General features: G+C 70.0%; 14 protein-coding genes. 3 read left to right on the top strand and 11 right to left on the bottom strand.

Annotated features, from left to right (window positions below):
- The first annotated feature begins 102 nt into the window (after positions 1 to 102).
- Positions 103 to 2,085, top strand: a complete 1,983-nt coding sequence (locus ACGFH6_RS05845) for a kinetoplast-associated-like protein (protein ID WP_393380833.1) — start codon at positions 103 to 105, stop codon at positions 2,083 to 2,085.
- 72 nt (positions 2,086 to 2,157) lie between these two features.
- Entirely contained in the window at positions 2,158 to 3,108 is a 951-nt protein-coding gene (locus tag ACGFH6_RS05840; protein ID WP_131512584.1) for a DivIVA domain-containing protein, read from the top strand.
- Between the two features lie 57 nt (positions 3,109 to 3,165).
- On the opposite strand, the gene ACGFH6_RS05835 is transcribed toward ACGFH6_RS05840, so the two are convergent.
- The gene (locus ACGFH6_RS05835; RefSeq protein WP_393380831.1) at positions 3,166 to 4,071 is read right to left on the bottom strand and encodes an A/G-specific adenine glycosylase; all 906 of its coding nucleotides are present in this window, start codon (positions 4,069 to 4,071) and stop codon (positions 3,166 to 3,168) included.
- A 23-nt stretch (positions 4,072 to 4,094) separates the two neighbouring features.
- Here ACGFH6_RS05835 and ACGFH6_RS05830 point away from each other — a divergent pair, with 23 nt between their 5' ends.
- Positions 4,095 to 4,742, top strand: a complete 648-nt coding sequence (locus tag ACGFH6_RS05830) for a hypothetical protein (RefSeq protein WP_393380829.1) — start codon at positions 4,095 to 4,097, stop codon at positions 4,740 to 4,742.
- On the opposite strand, the gene ACGFH6_RS05825 is transcribed toward ACGFH6_RS05830, so the two are convergent.
- The 10 genes from ACGFH6_RS05825 to ACGFH6_RS05780 all read right to left on the bottom strand — a co-directional run bounded on the left by ACGFH6_RS05825 (position 4,713) and on the right by ACGFH6_RS05780 (position 16,428).
- A complete protein-coding gene (locus ACGFH6_RS05825; protein WP_393380828.1) occupies positions 4,713 to 6,239 on the bottom strand; it encodes a DHA2 family efflux MFS transporter permease subunit in 1,527 nt (508 codons plus the stop codon). The two genes, ACGFH6_RS05830 and ACGFH6_RS05825, sit on opposite strands and share 30 nt — an antisense overlap.
- Entirely contained in the window at positions 6,215 to 6,787 is a 573-nt protein-coding gene (locus ACGFH6_RS05820) for a PadR family transcriptional regulator (RefSeq protein WP_393380826.1), read from the bottom strand. Before ACGFH6_RS05820 ends, ACGFH6_RS05825 begins: the two co-directional genes overlap by 25 nt.
- Before the next feature lie 118 nt (positions 6,788 to 6,905).
- The gene (gene disA / locus ACGFH6_RS05815; RefSeq protein ID WP_393381159.1) at positions 6,906 to 7,961 is read right to left on the bottom strand and encodes a DNA integrity scanning diadenylate cyclase DisA; all 1,056 of its coding nucleotides are present in this window, start codon (positions 7,959 to 7,961) and stop codon (positions 6,906 to 6,908) included.
- A gap of 219 nt (positions 7,962 to 8,180) precedes the next feature.
- Complete coding sequence (locus ACGFH6_RS05810; RefSeq protein ID WP_393380824.1) at positions 8,181 to 9,119, bottom strand: beta-ketoacyl-ACP synthase III; 939 nt, start codon at positions 9,117 to 9,119, stop codon at positions 8,181 to 8,183.
- Between the two features lie 154 nt (positions 9,120 to 9,273).
- Entirely contained in the window at positions 9,274 to 10,674 is a 1,401-nt protein-coding gene (gene radA, locus ACGFH6_RS05805) for a DNA repair protein RadA (protein ID WP_393380823.1), read from the bottom strand.
- 34 nt (positions 10,675 to 10,708) lie between these two features.
- Positions 10,709 to 12,037 (bottom strand): hypothetical protein, encoded by a 1,329-nt coding sequence (locus ACGFH6_RS05800; protein ID WP_393380821.1) that lies wholly within the window; start codon positions 12,035 to 12,037, stop codon positions 10,709 to 10,711.
- Complete coding sequence (locus tag ACGFH6_RS05795; RefSeq protein WP_393380819.1) at positions 12,034 to 13,806, bottom strand: sugar ABC transporter permease; 1,773 nt, start codon at positions 13,804 to 13,806, stop codon at positions 12,034 to 12,036. The genes ACGFH6_RS05800 and ACGFH6_RS05795 overlap by 4 nt, the downstream gene beginning before the upstream one ends.
- Positions 13,806 to 14,966, bottom strand: a complete 1,161-nt coding sequence (locus ACGFH6_RS05790; RefSeq protein ID WP_393380818.1) for an ABC transporter substrate-binding protein — start codon at positions 14,964 to 14,966, stop codon at positions 13,806 to 13,808. The genes ACGFH6_RS05795 and ACGFH6_RS05790 overlap by 1 nt, the downstream gene beginning before the upstream one ends.
- A gap of 88 nt (positions 14,967 to 15,054) precedes the next feature.
- Positions 15,055 to 15,618, bottom strand: a complete 564-nt coding sequence (locus ACGFH6_RS05785; RefSeq protein ID WP_393380816.1) for a hypothetical protein — start codon at positions 15,616 to 15,618, stop codon at positions 15,055 to 15,057.
- A gap of 114 nt (positions 15,619 to 15,732) precedes the next feature.
- Positions 15,733 to 16,428: a class I SAM-dependent methyltransferase gene (locus ACGFH6_RS05780; RefSeq protein ID WP_393380815.1), complete on the bottom strand. Its 696-nt coding sequence runs from the start codon at positions 16,426 to 16,428 to the stop codon at positions 15,733 to 15,735.
- Between the last annotated feature and the right edge of the window lie 4 nt (positions 16,429 to 16,432).

Genomic DNA, 16,432 nt, shown 5'->3' with positions numbered 1-16,432 from the left:
AAAGAAGTTACCTGCCACCCATGTACCGCGTTGTAACCCTGTGACCACGCTGATGGACCCGGACTGTCGGAAAGGGGGCCGGGGATGGAATCATCTCGTCGCATGGACGCGCCGCGTCTGCCACTGACCCAGGAACCGGTCGCCGACACCGGTTCCTTTGGCGTGCGGCAAGCGGGTGGCGTGCTCGAACGAGCCCAGCGGATCGCGGACACCCTGCGCGAGCAGGCCGAGCACGAGAACGACGTCGTCCGCGAGGAAGCCGGCCGGATCCGCGCCCAGAGCGAGCGGCTGCGGGCCGACGCCGAGGCAGCGGCGCAGAAGCTGCGGACCGACGCGAACGCCGCGGCGCAGCGCCTGCTGAACGACGCCGATCGGGCTGCCGAGCAGCTGCGGAACGAGTCCGAGGCCGAGGCCGACCGGGTCCGCGCCGAGGCGGAGACCACCGCCGAGCGGCTCCGCGCCGAGTCGACCGCCGAGGCGGAGCGAGTACGCCGGGATGCCGCGGCCGCGGCGCAGAAGCTGCACGCCGAGTCGACCGCTGAGGCGCAGCGGGTCCAGGCCGAGGCGAACTCGATCGCGCAGCGGCTGAAGGCGGAGTCGGAGAGCGCGGCCGAACAACTCCGGGCCGCCGTGGCGGACGAAGTGGCCAGGCGCCGGGCCGAGTCCGAGGCAGCGGCCGAGCAGCTGCGGACCGAGAGCCAGGCGGCGGCCGACCGGTTGCGGGCCGAGTCGCAAGCGGCGGCGGACCGGCGGATCGCGGCCGCCGAGGCCGAGGCGGCGCGGCTGAAGGAAGAGGCCGACGAACTGCTCGAGGACGCCCGGATGGCGCGGGAGTCGGCACAGCAGACGATCGAGCGGGCCGGTCGTGAGGCCCAGCAGCTGGTCGCCGACGCCGGCGAGCAGGCCGCGCTGGTCTCGCAGGCAGCGGTGCGCAACGAAGCCGAGCTGATCGCCCGCGCCGAGACCGAGGCGAGCGAGCTGCGAGCGTCGGTGGAGCTCGCGGTCGAGAGCGCCCGGGAGAAGGCGCGGGTCGAGATCGCCGAGGCGCACGCCGAGATCGAGCGGCTGCGCGGCGAGAACCGGGCCGAGCTGGAGCGCCGGACCGCCGAACTCGAGGAGACCGAGCGGGCCAAGCTGGCCTCGATCTCGCTCGAGATCGACAAGCTGCGGGCCGAGGCAGTCGCCGAGATCGCCGAGCGCAAGGCCGCGGCCGAGGCCGGCAACGAGCGGCTGATGGCCGACGCCCGCGCGCAGGCCAAGCTGGTCGTCGACTCGATCGAGGCCGATCGCCGTACCGCGACGGCCGAGGCGCAGCGGATCGTCGAGGACGCCAACAAGGCGGCCGAGGCGGCGCTCGCGGAGGCCGAGCGGCAGACCATCTGGAGCAAGAAGACGGTCGACGACCTGATCGGTGCGGCCGAGTCCGAGGCCGAGTCGATCCGGGCGAAGGCCCAGGCCGAGGCGACCGAGGTTCTGCGTCAGAAGCGGGCGCACATGCGCCGCGTGGTCGGTCGCACGACCAGCCGGCTGAAGCAGACCCAGGACGCCATCGCCAGGGAGAACGCCGAGCTGACCGCGCTGGCCGAGACCACGCTGTCGACGGCCAACCAGCAGGCGGAGGCGACGCTGGCGAGCGCGCAGTACGAGGCGGACAAGCTCACCGCCCAGGCGCAGAGCCGGGTGGACAAGCTGAAGGGCAACGCACAGACCGAGGCCCGCGAGATCGTCGAGCGGGCGACCCGCCGCGAGGCCGAGGCGCAGGCGAGCACGCAGGTACTGCGGGAGCGCGCCGCCAACGATCTGGCCGATGCGCAGCGTCAGTCGCACGACCTGATCCGCAAGGCCCGCGCCGAGGCGCAGCAGCTCGAGGCGCAGGCCCGCGAGCATGCCGACGACCTGCGTGCTCAGGCCCGAAAACTTCTCGCCGACGCCGAGGCGAGGGTCGCGGCACTGAACCAGCGCCGTGATGAGATCACCAAGGAGCTCACCCAGCTTTCGGGTGTGATCGAGGCACTCGCTGTACCGGGATTCCGTCCAGGTGGTGGAATGTCATCCAGCGAGGGTTCCACGGGGGAATCAGGATGAGGACGTGACAGTCAGATCCTTGTCAGTGACAATGTGTGATCCACCCACCCACCGAAGTGAGCATCAGAAGACATGAGCAGTGAAAGCCCAACCCCGTTCCGGACCGTTCTGCGTGGCTACGAGCCTGCCCAGGTGGACCAGCACATCCGTGAGCTGACCACCTCGCTGACCGCGCTGCAGCAGCAGTCCGAGCAGCTGCAGCGGCACGTCCAGGAGTTGCAGCAGCGCACGGACGCCGCGGAGTCGGCGGTCATCTCCGCCCAGGAGGACAACAAGGACCGGACGCCCACCTTCACCGAGTTCGGTGAGCGGGTGGCGAAGATCCTGTCGCTGGCCGACGACGAGGCCCGCGACCTGGTCACCCGGGCCCGCACCGACGCCGAGGCGATCGTCGCCGACGCCGAGGCGCACGCCAAGAAGGTCCGCAAGGAGGCCGAGCAGTACTCCCTGGACTGGAAGAGCGAGGTCGACGCCGAGGCTGCCCGCATCCTGGAGGAGGCGCGCACCCAGGCCGACGACATGCGTGACGAGGCCGAGCGCGACGCGACCGCGCGCCGCAGCGAGGCCCAGGCGCTGTACGAGCAGGAGCGGGCCAAGTCCGCTCAGGCCGCGGCCGCCTTCGAGACCACCCTGGCCGAGCGCCGGGGCAAGGTCGAGCAGGAGTTCGCCGCCCGGACCGCGCTGGCCGAGCAGCAGCTCGCCGCCGTCACCGACCGCGCCGCCCAGGTGCAGCGCGAAGCCGACCGCTCCCGCTCCGAGGCGGAGCGGCTGGCTCAGCAGCAGCTGGCCGACGCGAACCGGCAGGCTCAGGAGATCGTTGCCGCCGCCAAGGACAAGGCGGAGCGGATCCGGGCCGAGTCCGAGCGCGAGCTCGCCGCCGCGACCCAGCGCCGCGACAGCATCAACGCGCAGCTGACCAACGTCCGCCAGATGCTGGCGACGCTGTCCGGCAGCCCGGCGATGCCGCTCGACCTGCTGGCCGACGACGACGAAGAAGCCACCACCGGCAGCAAGAAGAACTGAAACACCAGGCCGGCCCGAGAACCTCGGGCCGGCCTTTCAGTTCGAGTGACCGGTCGCTCAGTTCGGCAACCGGTAGCGAGCGCGCGGGAGCGGCTCGACCAGGCCGTCGGCCACGAGGCCGTCCAGCGCGCGCTCACGCTGGACCTCGTCATGCCAGCACGCGTCCAGAGCCGTCTTCGGTACGGCGCCTGACTCGGCCCGCAGGACGGCCAGCAGCCGGCCGCGGACCTGGCGATCGGTGCCTTCGTAGGTCTGCCCTCTGCGTGGCGGACCGTCGTACGGCGGGCTGCCGGCGAGGACCCAGGCGCAGCGGTCGCGGATCGGGCAGTCGCCGCACTTCGGCGTACGTGCTGTGCAGATCAGGGCGCCGAGCTCCATCGAGGCAACCGCCCAGCGGGCCGCTGTCGGCTCGTCTGCGGGCAATGCGGTCACTGCCAACCGCTGATCGGCCGCAGTGGGTGAGATGGTCGGCTGTGCGACGCCGGTGAGAGTTCTGGCGAGCACCCGGCGCACGTTGGTGTCGACGACCGCGTGCCGTTGCCCGAACGCGAAGGACGCGATCGCTGCAGCCGTGTAGGTGCCCACACCGGGCAGAGCGAGGAGTGCATCGTGGTCGTCCGGTACTTCGCCGCCGTGGCGCTCCACAATCGCTTGTGCCGCCGCGTGGAGCCGCAGCGCACGCCGTGGGTACCCGAGCCGGTCCCAGGCCCGCACAGCCTCACCTGGCGGCTCTACAGCCAGGTCCACCGGCTTCGGCCACCGTTCCAGCCAGGCGTGGTACGCCGGCAGCACCCGATTGACCGGTGTCTGCTGCAGCATGAACTCACTGACCATCACCGCCCATGGACCGGCGTCGGGCTGCCGCCACGGCAGCACCCGGGCGTTGGCGTCGTACCAGCGCAGCACCGGCTCGTGCAGAGCGGTAGCTGCGGCGGTGAGCGGCGAGCCTGACTGGTCCAGCACAGAGCCGATATTAGGGTGCGAGCATGAGCAGCCTGCTCCGTCCGGTCGGGCATCTGCCCGCCAGCGTGTACTGGTTCCGCCGGGGACTGGTGCTCGTCGTCCTGGCGCTGCTGTTCATCCTGGTCCTCCGGCTGTTCTCCGGCGGCGGTGAGGATCCGCAGAACTCGGCCGCGTCCGGCCCGCAGCAGAACCCGAGCAGCGCCCCGCCGCCGACGCCGGTCACCACACCGACGGCGACAGAGACCGACAAGCCGGCCAAGAGCACGCCGCCGCCGACGCCGCGCGACACCAAGTGCGAAGGATCCGACCTGCGCGTCGACGTACTGCCCGCGACCCGCCGGATCGTCTCCGGGTCCGTGCTGAACTTCGTGGTCCGGCTCGACGCGGTCTCGGACGGGTGCAAGGCGAGTGTCGATCCCGGTCAGCTGACCGTGACGGTGACGTCGGGCAACGACCTGATCTGGACCACGACCCATTGCGCGCAAGCGATCAAGCGCGCAACCCTGGTGGTTGCTCAGGGCAAGCAAGCGGTCAGTGCCGTGGCCTGGAACGGCCACCGGTCCGGCCCCGGCTGCCTGCCGGGGCAGCCGGTGGCCAAGCCCGGTACCTATGTGGTCAAGGCCGTCTTCGACGGCAATCCGTCATCCGCGCAGGCCTTCCAGGTCGTTTGATCCCGGGACGTCGGCCGGCCGCGCCATGTGCGCCGGCTTGGCGAACATCAGCGCCGCGACCAGACCGATCAGCAGCACGGCGCCCGGCAGGATCAGCGACTGAGCCATCGAGTCACTGAATCCCTGCACCAGCGCCTCCGGCAGCTTGCCTCCGGCAACAGCACCCTCGCCCGCAGGCGCACCGCCTGGCAGAGCCGGCAGGTTGTGGGCCAGCCGGGACTCGATCAGTACGGCGATGCCCGCGCTGCCGAGGACGGCACCGACCTGGCGCGTCGTGTTGTAGACACCCGCGCCGGCTCCGGCTTGGTGCATCGGCAGGTTCCGCGTCGCGGTGCTGCCGATCGGAGCCCACATGAAGCCGTTCGCGACACCCAGAAGTGCGATCGGCAGCAGCAGCTCCCAGATCGGCAGGTCCGGCTCCATCACCTGGCTCAGCCAGAACATCGCCACCGAGCAGCAGAGCAGCCCGAAGCCGGCGATGAACCGCGGCGGCGTCCGGTCGACCAGCCGGCCGACGAACGGCGCCAGCGCACCGGAGATCACCGCCATCGGGACCAGCAGCAGCGCGGCCTGGGTCGGGCTCAGGCCACGCACCGACTGCGCGTACAGCATCAACGGGAACGCCATCGCGGTGATCGCGAAGCCGACCGTGGTGATCGCGATGTTGGCCAGTGAGAAGTTGCGATCCTTGAACAGGCCCAGTGGCAGCAACGGCTCACCGCGGTTGCGGGACTGCCAGACGACGAAGACCACCAGCAGCAGCAGCCCGGTGATGATCAGCGACCAGACCGAGATCGGTCCCTTGATTTGGCCCCAGTCGTACTTCTGACCCTCCTGGATCCCGAACACCAGGCAGAACAGACCGGCCGTGCTCAACGCGACGCCGATCAGGTCGAACTTGTGCGGATGCGTCTCCAGGTTCGGCACCAGCCGCATGGCCAGCACGAAGCCGACCACCCCGACCGGCGCGTTCACGAAGAAGATCCACTGCCAGCCGAGACCGTCGACCAGGACACCGCCCAGGATCGGGCCGACCAGGGTCGCCACGCCGGCCGTCGCGCCCCACAGGCTCATCGCCCGGCCGCGCTGGTCCGGCGGGAAGATCCGGGTGATCACCGCCATCGTCTGCGGCGTCATCATCGACGCGCCGAGGCCCTGGAAGACCCGGGCCACGATCAGCATCCCGATCGTGGTGGTGAAACCGCACCAGACCGAGGCCAGCGTGAACAGGGCCAGACCGGTCAGGTAGACCTTCTTCGGCCCGACCCGGTCGCCGAGCCGCCCGGTCACCAGCAGCGGTACGGCGTACGCCAGCAGGTAGGCGCTGGTCACCCAGAGGACGTTGCCTACGTCGGTGCCGAGATCGTTCAGGATCGCCGGGGTCGCGACCGACACGATGGTCGAGTCGACCAGGATCATGAAGAAGCCGAGGACCAGCGCCCACAGCGCCGGCCACGGCCGAACCTCCGGCCTCACTGTTTCTTGCGGGGTTGCCATTCCAAGTCCTTGCTCTCGATACGTTCGATGACGGTGGCGAGCCAGTCGCGTTCCGCGGCGATCTGACTGCGGACGTAGGCGCCGCCGATCCAGTACGGCTCGTACACCTTCGCCGCCCGGGCGGCGCCGACCACTTCGTCCAGATCGGCCAGCCAGTGGTCCAGGTCCTCGACGCGGCGGCGGAACCGCAGCACCGCGTCCTCGGCGTCCAGGTTGTGTGCCTCGCTCAGCACCACCGGGAAGAGCGGGTACTCGTAGACGTACTTCTCGATACCACTTTCCACCCGCCGGGTCAGCGCCTCGCTGCCCTCCGGAGTGATCTCGTACGTCGTCCGCTCGGGGCGGTTCCCGGCGCGTTCGGTGCCGGTCGCGCGGACGAGGTTCTGCCCGGCCAGCCGCTCGACCGTGTGGTAGAGCGAGCCGGGGCGGACCTTGACGATCCTGTCGTTGTGCCGGCTGATCAGCAGTTGGTACATCTCGTAGGCGTGCATCGGCCGCTCCTCGAGCAGCGCCAGCACCGAGATCGCCAGCGGGGTCAGGTCGGCCATCTTCCTCCACCCGGAGTGTTCCACGCGAAATGTTCCATGTGGAGTATTGCTCGCCGTACCCCGGAAACGCAAGCGCCCCCGGGCTCGGTCACGAGCCGGGGGCGTTGCTGGCGAACAGTCAGACGTAGCGTTCGAGGATGCTGGATTCGGCCAGCCGGGACAGGCCCTCGCGGACCGTGCGGGCGCGGTTCTCGCCGACGCCCTCGACCGTCTGCAGGTCGTCGATACTTGCCGCCAGCAACTTCTGCAGGTGGCCGAAGTGATCGATCAGCCGGTCGATGACGGCGCCCGGCAGGCGCGGCACCTTGGCCAGCAGGCGGTAGCCGCGCGGGGTCACGGCGGCGTCGAGCTGCTCGGCGCCACCCAGCTGCAGGGCCCGGGCGACCTGCCCGATGTCGAGCAGGTCCGTGGGGCTGACCGCATCCAGCTCGAGCAGTACGTCGTCGGCCGTCTTGGGCCGGCGGCCCGCGGCCGGCGGCAGGTAGTCGCGAACCACGAGCTCGCGTTCGCCGGCGACACCGGCGACCAGCTCGTTCAGCTGGAGGGTGAGCAACCGGCCGTCGGTCCCGAGCTCGACGACGTACCCGTCGATCTCGGTGGCGATCCGGCGGACCATCTCCAGCCGCTGCGCGACAGCGGCCACATCCCGGACCGTGACGAGATCCTCGATCTCCAGTGCGGACAGGGTGCCGGACACCTCGTCCAGACGCAGCTTGTATCGCTCCAGAGTGGCCAGGGCCTGGTTGGCGCGGGACAGGATGGCGCCGGAGTCCTCCAGCACGTAGCGCTGGTCGTCGACGTACAGCGCGATGATGTGCATCGACTGCGACACCGAGATCACCGGGAACCCGGTCTGCCGCGCGACCCGGTCGGCGGTGCGGTGCCGGGTACCGGTCTCGTCGGTGTGGATGGACGGGTCGGGCATCAGGTGCACGGCGGCGCGGATCAGCTGGGTGGCGTCGCGGTCGAGGATGATCGCGCCGTCCATCTTGCTCAGCTCACGCAGCCCGGTCGCGGTGAACTCGACCTCGATCTCGAAGCCGCCGGTCGAGATCGAGTCGACGGTCTTGTCGTGACCCAGGACGAGCAGGGCGCCGGTACGCCCGCGCAGGATCCGTTCCAGGCCTTCGCGCAGTTCGGTACCCGGAGCCACCGCCGCGAGGGTCGCGCGCATCCGGGCGCCGGTGCTGTTCTTGTCGGAATTCGGAGCCACGAAACCTGAGTCTATGCGGTCACGCCGCCGCGTTCGCGCGGAAGTACCCGGCGACCGGTCGCTCGGCAGGTCAGGTCGCGACGGTGTTCGCCCGTGCGCGTGCAGGCGCCCGTGCATCCGGACCGTGCAGTTCCGGTTCCCCGCGTGAAACCCGGCGTTCGGGGTACGGCGTCTGCCGCGTCAGGGGCAGCGGATGACCTGGCCGGCGTACGACAGGCCACCGCCGAATCCGAACAGCAGCACCGGCGCGCCGGACGGGATCTCCCGCTTCTCGACCAGCTTGGACAGGGCGATCGGGATGCTCGCCGCCGACGTGTTGCCGGACTCGACGACGTCCTTCGCGACCACCGCGTTGGTCGCGCCGAGTCGCTTCGCGAGCGGCTCGATGATGCGCAGGTTGGCCTGGTGCAGCACCACGCCGCCGAGATCCTCGGGCTTGAGCCCGGCCTTCGCGCAGACCTGCTGGGCGATCTCGGGCAGCTGGGTGGTGGCCCAGCGGAAGACGCTCAGGCCTTCCTGCTGGAACGGGCCTTCGCGGCCCTCGATCCGGACCGCGTCCGACATCTCCGGCACCGAGCCCCAGACCACCGGACCGACCTCGCGCTCGTCGCTCGCGACCACCACGGCCGCGCCGGCGCCGTCGCCGATCAGCACGCACGTCGTGCGGTCGGTCCAGTCGGTCCAGTCGCTCAGCTTCTCCACGCCGATCACCAGCGCCTTCGTCGCGTCGCCGGCCCGGATCGCCTGGTCGGCGATCGCCAGTGCGTAGGCGAACCCCGAGCAGGCGGTGTTCACGTCGATCGCGGCCGGGTTGCCGAGGCCGAGGCGGGCCGCGACCCGGGCGGCGATGTTCGGTGACCGGTCGATCGCCGTACAGGTGGCGACCACGACGTAGTCGATCTCGTCCTTGGCGAGGCCCGCGTTGGCCACGGCCTTGTCGGCCGCTCGCCAGGCCATCTCGTCGACACTCTCGTCGGGCGCGGCGATCCGGCGTTCGCGGATGCCGACCCGGCTCTGGATCCATTCGTCACTGGTCTCGACCATGGTGGCGAGCTCGTCGTTGGTGAGCACCCGCTCCGGTTGATAGTGGCCGAGCGCGACAACTCTGGATCCGGTCATCTCGAGTGCTCCTGAGGTCATCCGGCAACGCCGGGCGGTATCCCAGGTTCAGCACTGAACCCGGCGGGGGCGTCACCAGACTACGTTCCGTCCACGGACGCCGGGCAGCCCGCGTCTCATCCCTCACCCGATCGTGTGGGCAGGGACACAGGCGTCACGTCAGGCCGGCGGCCAGCAGAGCAGAGGGCAGGTCGGGTGCGGCGAAGGTGCGCAGGCCGTACTTGGCCTGGATGTCCATCGGCTTGAGATCCTTGCCGCGGTTGGGGATGTCGGCGGGGACGATCGCCTTGGTGAAGCCGAGCCGGGCGGCCTCGGCCAGGCGCTTCTCCAGACCGCCGACGCGGCGCACCTCACCGGCCAGCCCGACCTCGCCGATCGCGATCAGGCCGGGATGGATCGGACGGTCCATCACCGAGGACGCGACCGCGATCGCGACGGCCAGGTCGGCCACCGGTTCGGTGATCTTCACGCCTCCGACGGTGGCGACATACACCTCCTGGTCGGTCAGCTTGAGGCCGACCCGGTTGCCGAGGACGGCGAGGACCATCGCGACCCGGGACGACTCGAGTCCGGAGGTGGTCCGGCGCGGCTGTGGCGCGGCGGACGGGCCGACCAGCGCCTGGACCTCGGCCAGCAGCGGCCGGCGGCCCTCCATCATCACGGTCACGCACGTCCCGGCGACGGGCTCGGCGTGCTCGGAGACGAACAGGCCGGTCGGATCGCTCACCTCGACGATCCCGGTGTCGACCATGTCGAAGCAGCCGACCTCGTCGGACGGACCGAACCGGTTCTTCGTCGCGCGCACCATCCGGAACCCGGAGTGCCGGTCGCCGTCGAAGGCCAGCACGACGTCGACCAGGTGCTCGAGCATCCGCGGCCCCGCGATCGCGCCGTCCTTGGTCACGTGGCCGACCAGCACGACGGCGATGTGCCGCTCCTTGGCCAGCCGCACCAGGGCACCGGTGACCTCACGCACCTGGGTCACGCCGCCGGGAGCGCCGTCCACCTCGGGATGCGCCATCGTCTGCACCGAGTCGATCACCAGGAACGTCGGCTCGACCGCGTCCACCTGGCCGACCACCGCGGACAGGTCGGTCTCGGCCGCGAGGTACAGCTCGTCGACCAGCGCGTCGGTCCGGCCGGCTCGCAGCCGGACCTGGGCGGCCGACTCCTCACCCGACACGTAGAGCGTGCGCTGCCCGCGGCGAGCCGACTGCGCGGCGACCTCGAGCAGCAGCGTCGACTTGCCGACCCCGGGCTCGCCGGCGAGCAGGATGACGGCGCCCGGCACGACGCCGCCACCGAGAACGCGATCGAGCTCGGCAATGCCTGTCGGGCGGGACTCGGCCTCGATGACGGAGACCTTCGCGATCGGCATGGCCGGCGACGACACCGGCCCGGCGCTGATCCGGGCGGCCTTCGGTGCACCGACCTCGGCGACCGTGCCCCAGGCCTGGCACTCGCCGCAGCGTCCGATCCAGCGCGCGGATGTCCACCCGCACTCGGTGCACGCGAACTGCGGCTTCGCCTTCGTCGTCCCCGTCGCCTTCGCCATGCAGAACAACCTAGGCGAACCCGCCGACAAAACGTCAGCGGCTGAGCGTGAAGTGATCCCGGACCCGGTCGAGCAGCCGGCGGATCCGGCTGACCGTGACCCCGGCCCCGCCGTCGTCGTCCACCTCGGGCGGCTGCCCGTCCTCCTGCGCGGCTTCGAGGTACTGCGTCAGCAGTTCACTCTCCGACGTCCGGAGGTCCGCGCTGCGCTCGAGCAACGTCCGGGCCTGCTTCTTCCGGCCGGCCACGACCTCTGCCGATCCGAGGTGCTGCAGGCAGCGGGCGCGGCCTTCGCTCTCGTCGATCTCCGAGTAGAGGTGTTCCGCATGTCGCCACATCCGCTTGGCCTCGTGCGGACTGCGTTGCATCCAGGCCGCTACCCCCATGAGCTCGGACGCGTGTGCCTGGCCGCTGATGTCGCCGGCCGCGCGGGCACGTGCGACGGCGGGCCGCAGTTGGTCGAGTGCCTCTTCCGGCTGCAGCTGGTACAGGTTCACGATCGCGCGGTTGATGAGGATCGCCACCTCGGCAGCCAGGTCAGGGCCCGGCCGGTTGAGGCGCGCGTCGTCCAACCGGTCCCGCGCGTTCAGCACCGCCTCGACCCGGTCGTTGCCCGCCGGCGACTGTTCCGCGCGGGCCAGGTGGAGCAGCGCCCGCTCGACCTGCCGGCGAGTTGTCAGCGCCGCCGCGGTCCGGCTATGGGTCGCCACGTTGTCCGAGACACCCAGCCGCGTGGTCGCGCTCTCCAGATCACCCAGCAGTCGGTACGCCGTCGCCTCGCGAGCCGCAGCGAGCTCCGCGAGATCGCGGCGGCCGCATGCTTCGGCGACGGCAGACAGGAGTTCGCTGAGCTCCAGCAAAGGGAGGGGCTCGGACCGGCGCAGGTACCAGACCTCCAGTGCGTCGCAGATCCGGGCGAAGTCGTCCGCAATGCCTTCGCGTGGCTTCTCGGCCTGCAGGCGTTCGCGCAGTTGCGGCTCGTTCAATGAGTACCACTCGGCCGCCGCCATACCGCCGGTGTCGGAGCCGAGCGCGATCATCCACTGCTCGGCCTCCTCCGCAGCTGCTCGCAGCTCCGGGGCTGCGACGACTGCCTCAGCCTCTTGCCGCCGTCGCCGGTACGCCGCCAGCACCGTCGGCGCGTAGTACGCCGCCCAGATGAGCAGGAACAGGAATGTCAGCGACAGGCCGACCACACGGACCCAGCCGCCGCTGTCGAGACTCTGTGACAACCGCTCGCCGGCAAGACCGGACAGCAACGCCGAGGCGAGCGCGCTGATCCCGAAGAAGTCACCCCGCCGGCGGCTTTGGCGTGGTTTGTCCTCCGGCTTGGGTTGCCGGTCGCCAGAAGGCCCAGAGGTCATGGCCGGCTCCCTGCGGTCAGTCCACGCACCACTTTCTGCCAGAACGTCAGCATCAGTACGGCGGGCACGACAGACGCGACCACAGCGGCAGCAGCGACGGTCCCACTGGACGCGGAGAACTGCCGAGCCTCGCCCCACAACACCAGCGACAACGGCGTCGTACCAGGACCGCTGATCAGGAACCCGACGATGAAGTCGTTCCACACCAGAGCGAACTCCAGCACCGCCACAGCGATCACCGCCGGCCGATAGGTCCTCTGCACCGTCGCCAGTACGGCGCTCTGTCGCGCAGGACCCATCAATGCCTCAGAAACCAGGGCCGGTGGAGCAGAGGCGAACGCGGACCGCAGGAGCAGGACAGCGAACGGCAGACCGGCGGCCGCATGGACCAGTGCCAACGCGATCCGCGATCCGGCCAATCCCGCTGCACCGATCGCATCCTGCAACGGAGCGGCGTACATCTGGACCGGCGTCACCGCGAGTACGACGAACATGGCCATCACCACACGGCCCAGCCACTGCGGTAGACCGCCCCACGCGACCAGATAGGCCGTCGGTACGGCGATCACCAGCAGAACTGCTGTGGCTGCGCCGGCGATGAGGACTGTCGACAGCAAGGCCCGGAACAGCCCGATGTTCGCGGCAGCACTGAAGGACGAGAAGCCGAGACCGGACAGCGACCACCAACCGTGCAGACCGGCCTCGCGCGGCGAGTGGAGAGCAGTAGCGACCAGCACCACGGCCGGGAAGATCCACACCAGGCTGACTGCGAAGCCGACGATCCATCCGAAGCGGCGTACCAGCTTGCTGGGTTTCGGACGGCCCAGCGTCGGATCCGGGGTCACCACAGAGACTGGCATCGCCCAGCGGCGTCGGCGCAGGCCGCGTACGCCGATCACGGCGACAGCGGCCACGATCGCGAACAGCACCACACCCAGCGCCGCCGTGCGACCCGAGTCAGCACCGTTCGCGTTCGCACGCCACCAGTTCAGGCCGAGCACGTCCGCGGAACCTTGCATGGAACCAGGTACGACGATCAGGACCAGGTCGAAGACCCGGACCGCCGCGATGACAAGGGTCAGCGTCACCACACCGGTGATCGGCCGGAGCAGTGGGATCTCCAACGCGAACAGCCGTCGCCAGCCGGTGACACCCTCGGCGGCGATGGTGCGGGTGACGTCGTCCGGTATCGCGTCCAGGCCGGCGCGGAACAGCGAGACGACGTACCCGAGCCAGGTCCAGCCGAAGGCGGACACCAGCACGAGCCAGAACAGGCCGGGGCCGAGCCACACCGGGCTCGTGCCGAACAGCCGCGTCCAGACCGCGGTCACCGTGCCGCGCTCCGGTGCCGGGTCGAAGATCAAGCGGAACGTCGCGCCCGACACCAGCACCGACACCGCGAACGGGATCACCAGCGCAGGCTGCAGGAACGACGTCAGGCCGGGCAGCCGATAACTCAACAGGGCAAGGAAGAACCCGACCACGACCAGCGCGAACGCGACCAGCACCCAGGCCAGACTGTTGCCTACGGCACGCAATGCGCCGGGGTCGCCCATCACCGCGAAGTTGCCGAACCCGAAGCCGCTGGTGGTCCGGAACGCCGCCACCACGGTCACCCCGATCGGGATCAGCAGCAGGCTGCTGAGCAACAGTGCGGGGAGCCCCAGCAGATACGGTCCGGCCGGTCGCCGTGGCTTGCCGGCCACGGGACGGCCGCTGACCTCGCGGCCGACGATCTCCAGTGACAGGCCGTTCGTCTGCAAGCCCATCAGCTCTCCACCTCACGCAGTTCGTTCACCGCGGCATCGACAGCCTGCGGTACGACGGCACTGCCGCGATCGCCGATCCTGATCAGGAAGTCGGTGAGCACTCGCCACAGTCCGTTGATGCCCCCAACGGGTCCCAGTTGGTCGGACAGGTCGAACTGGAGAAGTCCGTTCGGTGCGATCAGTTGTTCGGCCAGCCTGGTCAGCTCGGGGGAGTAGCCGGACACCCGTCCGTCGACCAGGAAGCCGCCCTGTCTGATCCACGGGTCCACCGCGGTCGGTGCGGACAGGCGGCGGACCAAGTCGACCGCGTCGTCGCTGGAGGGCTTCGGCAGCACCATCACGTCGCCTCCGACCACGACCGGCGCGGCCGCGCCGGGCGCGAGTGCCGGGAACGTGAACACTCCGATGTCGTCCGGATCGGTCGCGAACGAACGCACCACCGGCTCGGCGAAGTCGGACGCCAGCACCATGGCGGCTCGGCGATGGCCGAACACCTCGACGATCGCGTCCGGGAACTGCTGCACGAGTGAGCGCTTCACACCGCCGGCCAACGCACCCGGAGCGGACCACATGGATCCCAGCAGACGAAGGGCTGCGGCGAACTCGGGTCGTCGTGACGGCCGGGGGTCCGTCGCTGTCGCCAGCCCTGCATAGACGGCAGGCGCTATGCCCAGCAGGACATTCTCGAGAAAGTCGGTGAGCACCCACCCATCACCCGCGGCCAGCGAGAGTGGCCGGACACCTGCATCCGACAGTGTCTTGTTCAGCGTCAGCCATTCCGACCAGAGCTGTGGCGGCTCCACACCGACCTCCCGGAACACCGAGGGCCGGTACCAGACCGCTGACTTGTGGGCGGTCTTGAACGGGACGCCGTACGTCGTGCCGTCGTACACGAGCAGGTCTTTCCAGAGTCGTGCTCGGCCGGGGTTCGCCAGTTCGTCCGGGATGGCCTGGAGGTCGTTGCGCTCGTTGCGTTCGCGTGGGACCAGTCCGGGCTGCGGCAGCATCACGATGTCCGGCCGCCGGCCGGAGCGGGCCCCGAACGCGGTGGAGATGTCGTCGCCCAGCGGCACGACCTCCACCGGATAGTCCAGCTTGCCCAGACCGTCGAGTACGTCGTGGAACGCGTGCAGCTCCTGACCGCTCCAGCTCACCGCCACCCGCACACTGCGCCGGAGCCCCAACACGTCGTTCGAACAACCCGCGACCATGAGCGTCGCGGCGGCTCCCAGGAATGCTCTGCGGCTACTACGCATCGCGGAAGCCCGTCGTACGGCTGGAGTCGGTGGTGATCAGCAGCACCGCGGCTCCGTACAGCTCAGGGGGTGGTTCCTCGGGTGGGTGGTGCAGCCGGAGCAACGATCCCCACGTCGGCAGGCCGGCCGCGTCCTCCAGCACGATCAGCCTCGGGTGTGCGCGGAGTGCACGAGCCACACCGGCCAGCCGGCGACGGCCTGGCGTGATCTCGTGCGGATAGCGATCCAGTACGTCGTCCAGTCCGCAGTCTCCCGCGGTGACGAGGCTCTCCTCCTCCGCGGCCTTGCGGGTCACGCGGTGCCTCACGATGTGGCCGTGGACGACGTTGCCGAGCACCGTCAGGTGTGGCAGCAGCCCGCCTTCGGCGGGCACCAATCGGACCGGATCGCCGATCTTCACCACCGCATCGGCCGGTGGATCGTCCGCACCGGTCAGTACGTCGACCAGCCGGCGTGCGGCAGCGGCGGACGGCATCACCAGCGCTCGCTGCTCGCCTACGTCGATCCGGACCTTCTCCGGCAAGCCGGGGACCTGTTCGAGCAGCAGACCGTCCATCCCTGGCTGGCGCCTCCCCAGAAGACCCGTCGAGTGGTTCGTCAACCCTATGGGCAGTGGAGGTCCGCTCGCAGGGCCGTCCGGGTGTCGTTTCAGAAGAGGTTCAGAAGAGGTTCAGAAGGTCCGGCTCCACAGGTTGATGGCGTAGTCGACCTCGACCCCCGAGTGCGATGCGATGATCCGCTCCGCGTCGGCCGGCGCGAACTCGATCCGGATCACCGCCTCGAGGTCCTCCCGGCGTTCGAACCGCCAGCCCATGTCGAGTTGCGTGCGCTGCCAGCCGCGCGCGGTCCAGAAGGCCTCCACCTCCGCCGCCTTGATCTTCGGGTACGCCTCGGCGAACCAGCGCCCGAACGTCGACCGGCTGCCGTCGTTGTCGATCACGAACGCGGTCCCGCCGTGCCGCATCACCCGGTCCAGTTCGGCCAGCCCCGGTTCGCAGCCCGGCCCGAAGAAGTACGCCCAGCGCGCGTGCATCACGTCGATCGACGAGTCCGGCACCGGCAGCCGCTGCGCCGTACCCTGCCGGACCTCGACGTTCGGCAGGTCCTTGGTACGGCGTTTGGCGGCGTCGGCCAGTGCACCGTGCGGCTCGACCCCGATGACCCGGCCCGCGGTCGCCGCGAACGCCGGCAGGTGGAACCCGGTGCCGCATCCGATGTCGAGCAGCGTCGCGCCGGCCCAGTCCCGGATCGCCCGCATGGCCGGCTCGATCACCCCGTCAGGATCGACGGCGCGGTTCTCGACCTCGTACACCTTCGGGTGATGCCAGATGTTGGGACTCGGGATCCCACCTTCCGCGATGCTCACACCG

Source organism: Kribbella sp. NPDC049227 (genome assembly GCF_043197265.1).
Classification (GTDB): Bacteria; Actinomycetota; Actinomycetes; order Propionibacteriales; family Kribbellaceae; genus Kribbella.
The sequence above is the reverse complement of the archived record's forward strand: the minus strand, read 5'-3'. Positions and strand labels throughout refer to the sequence as shown.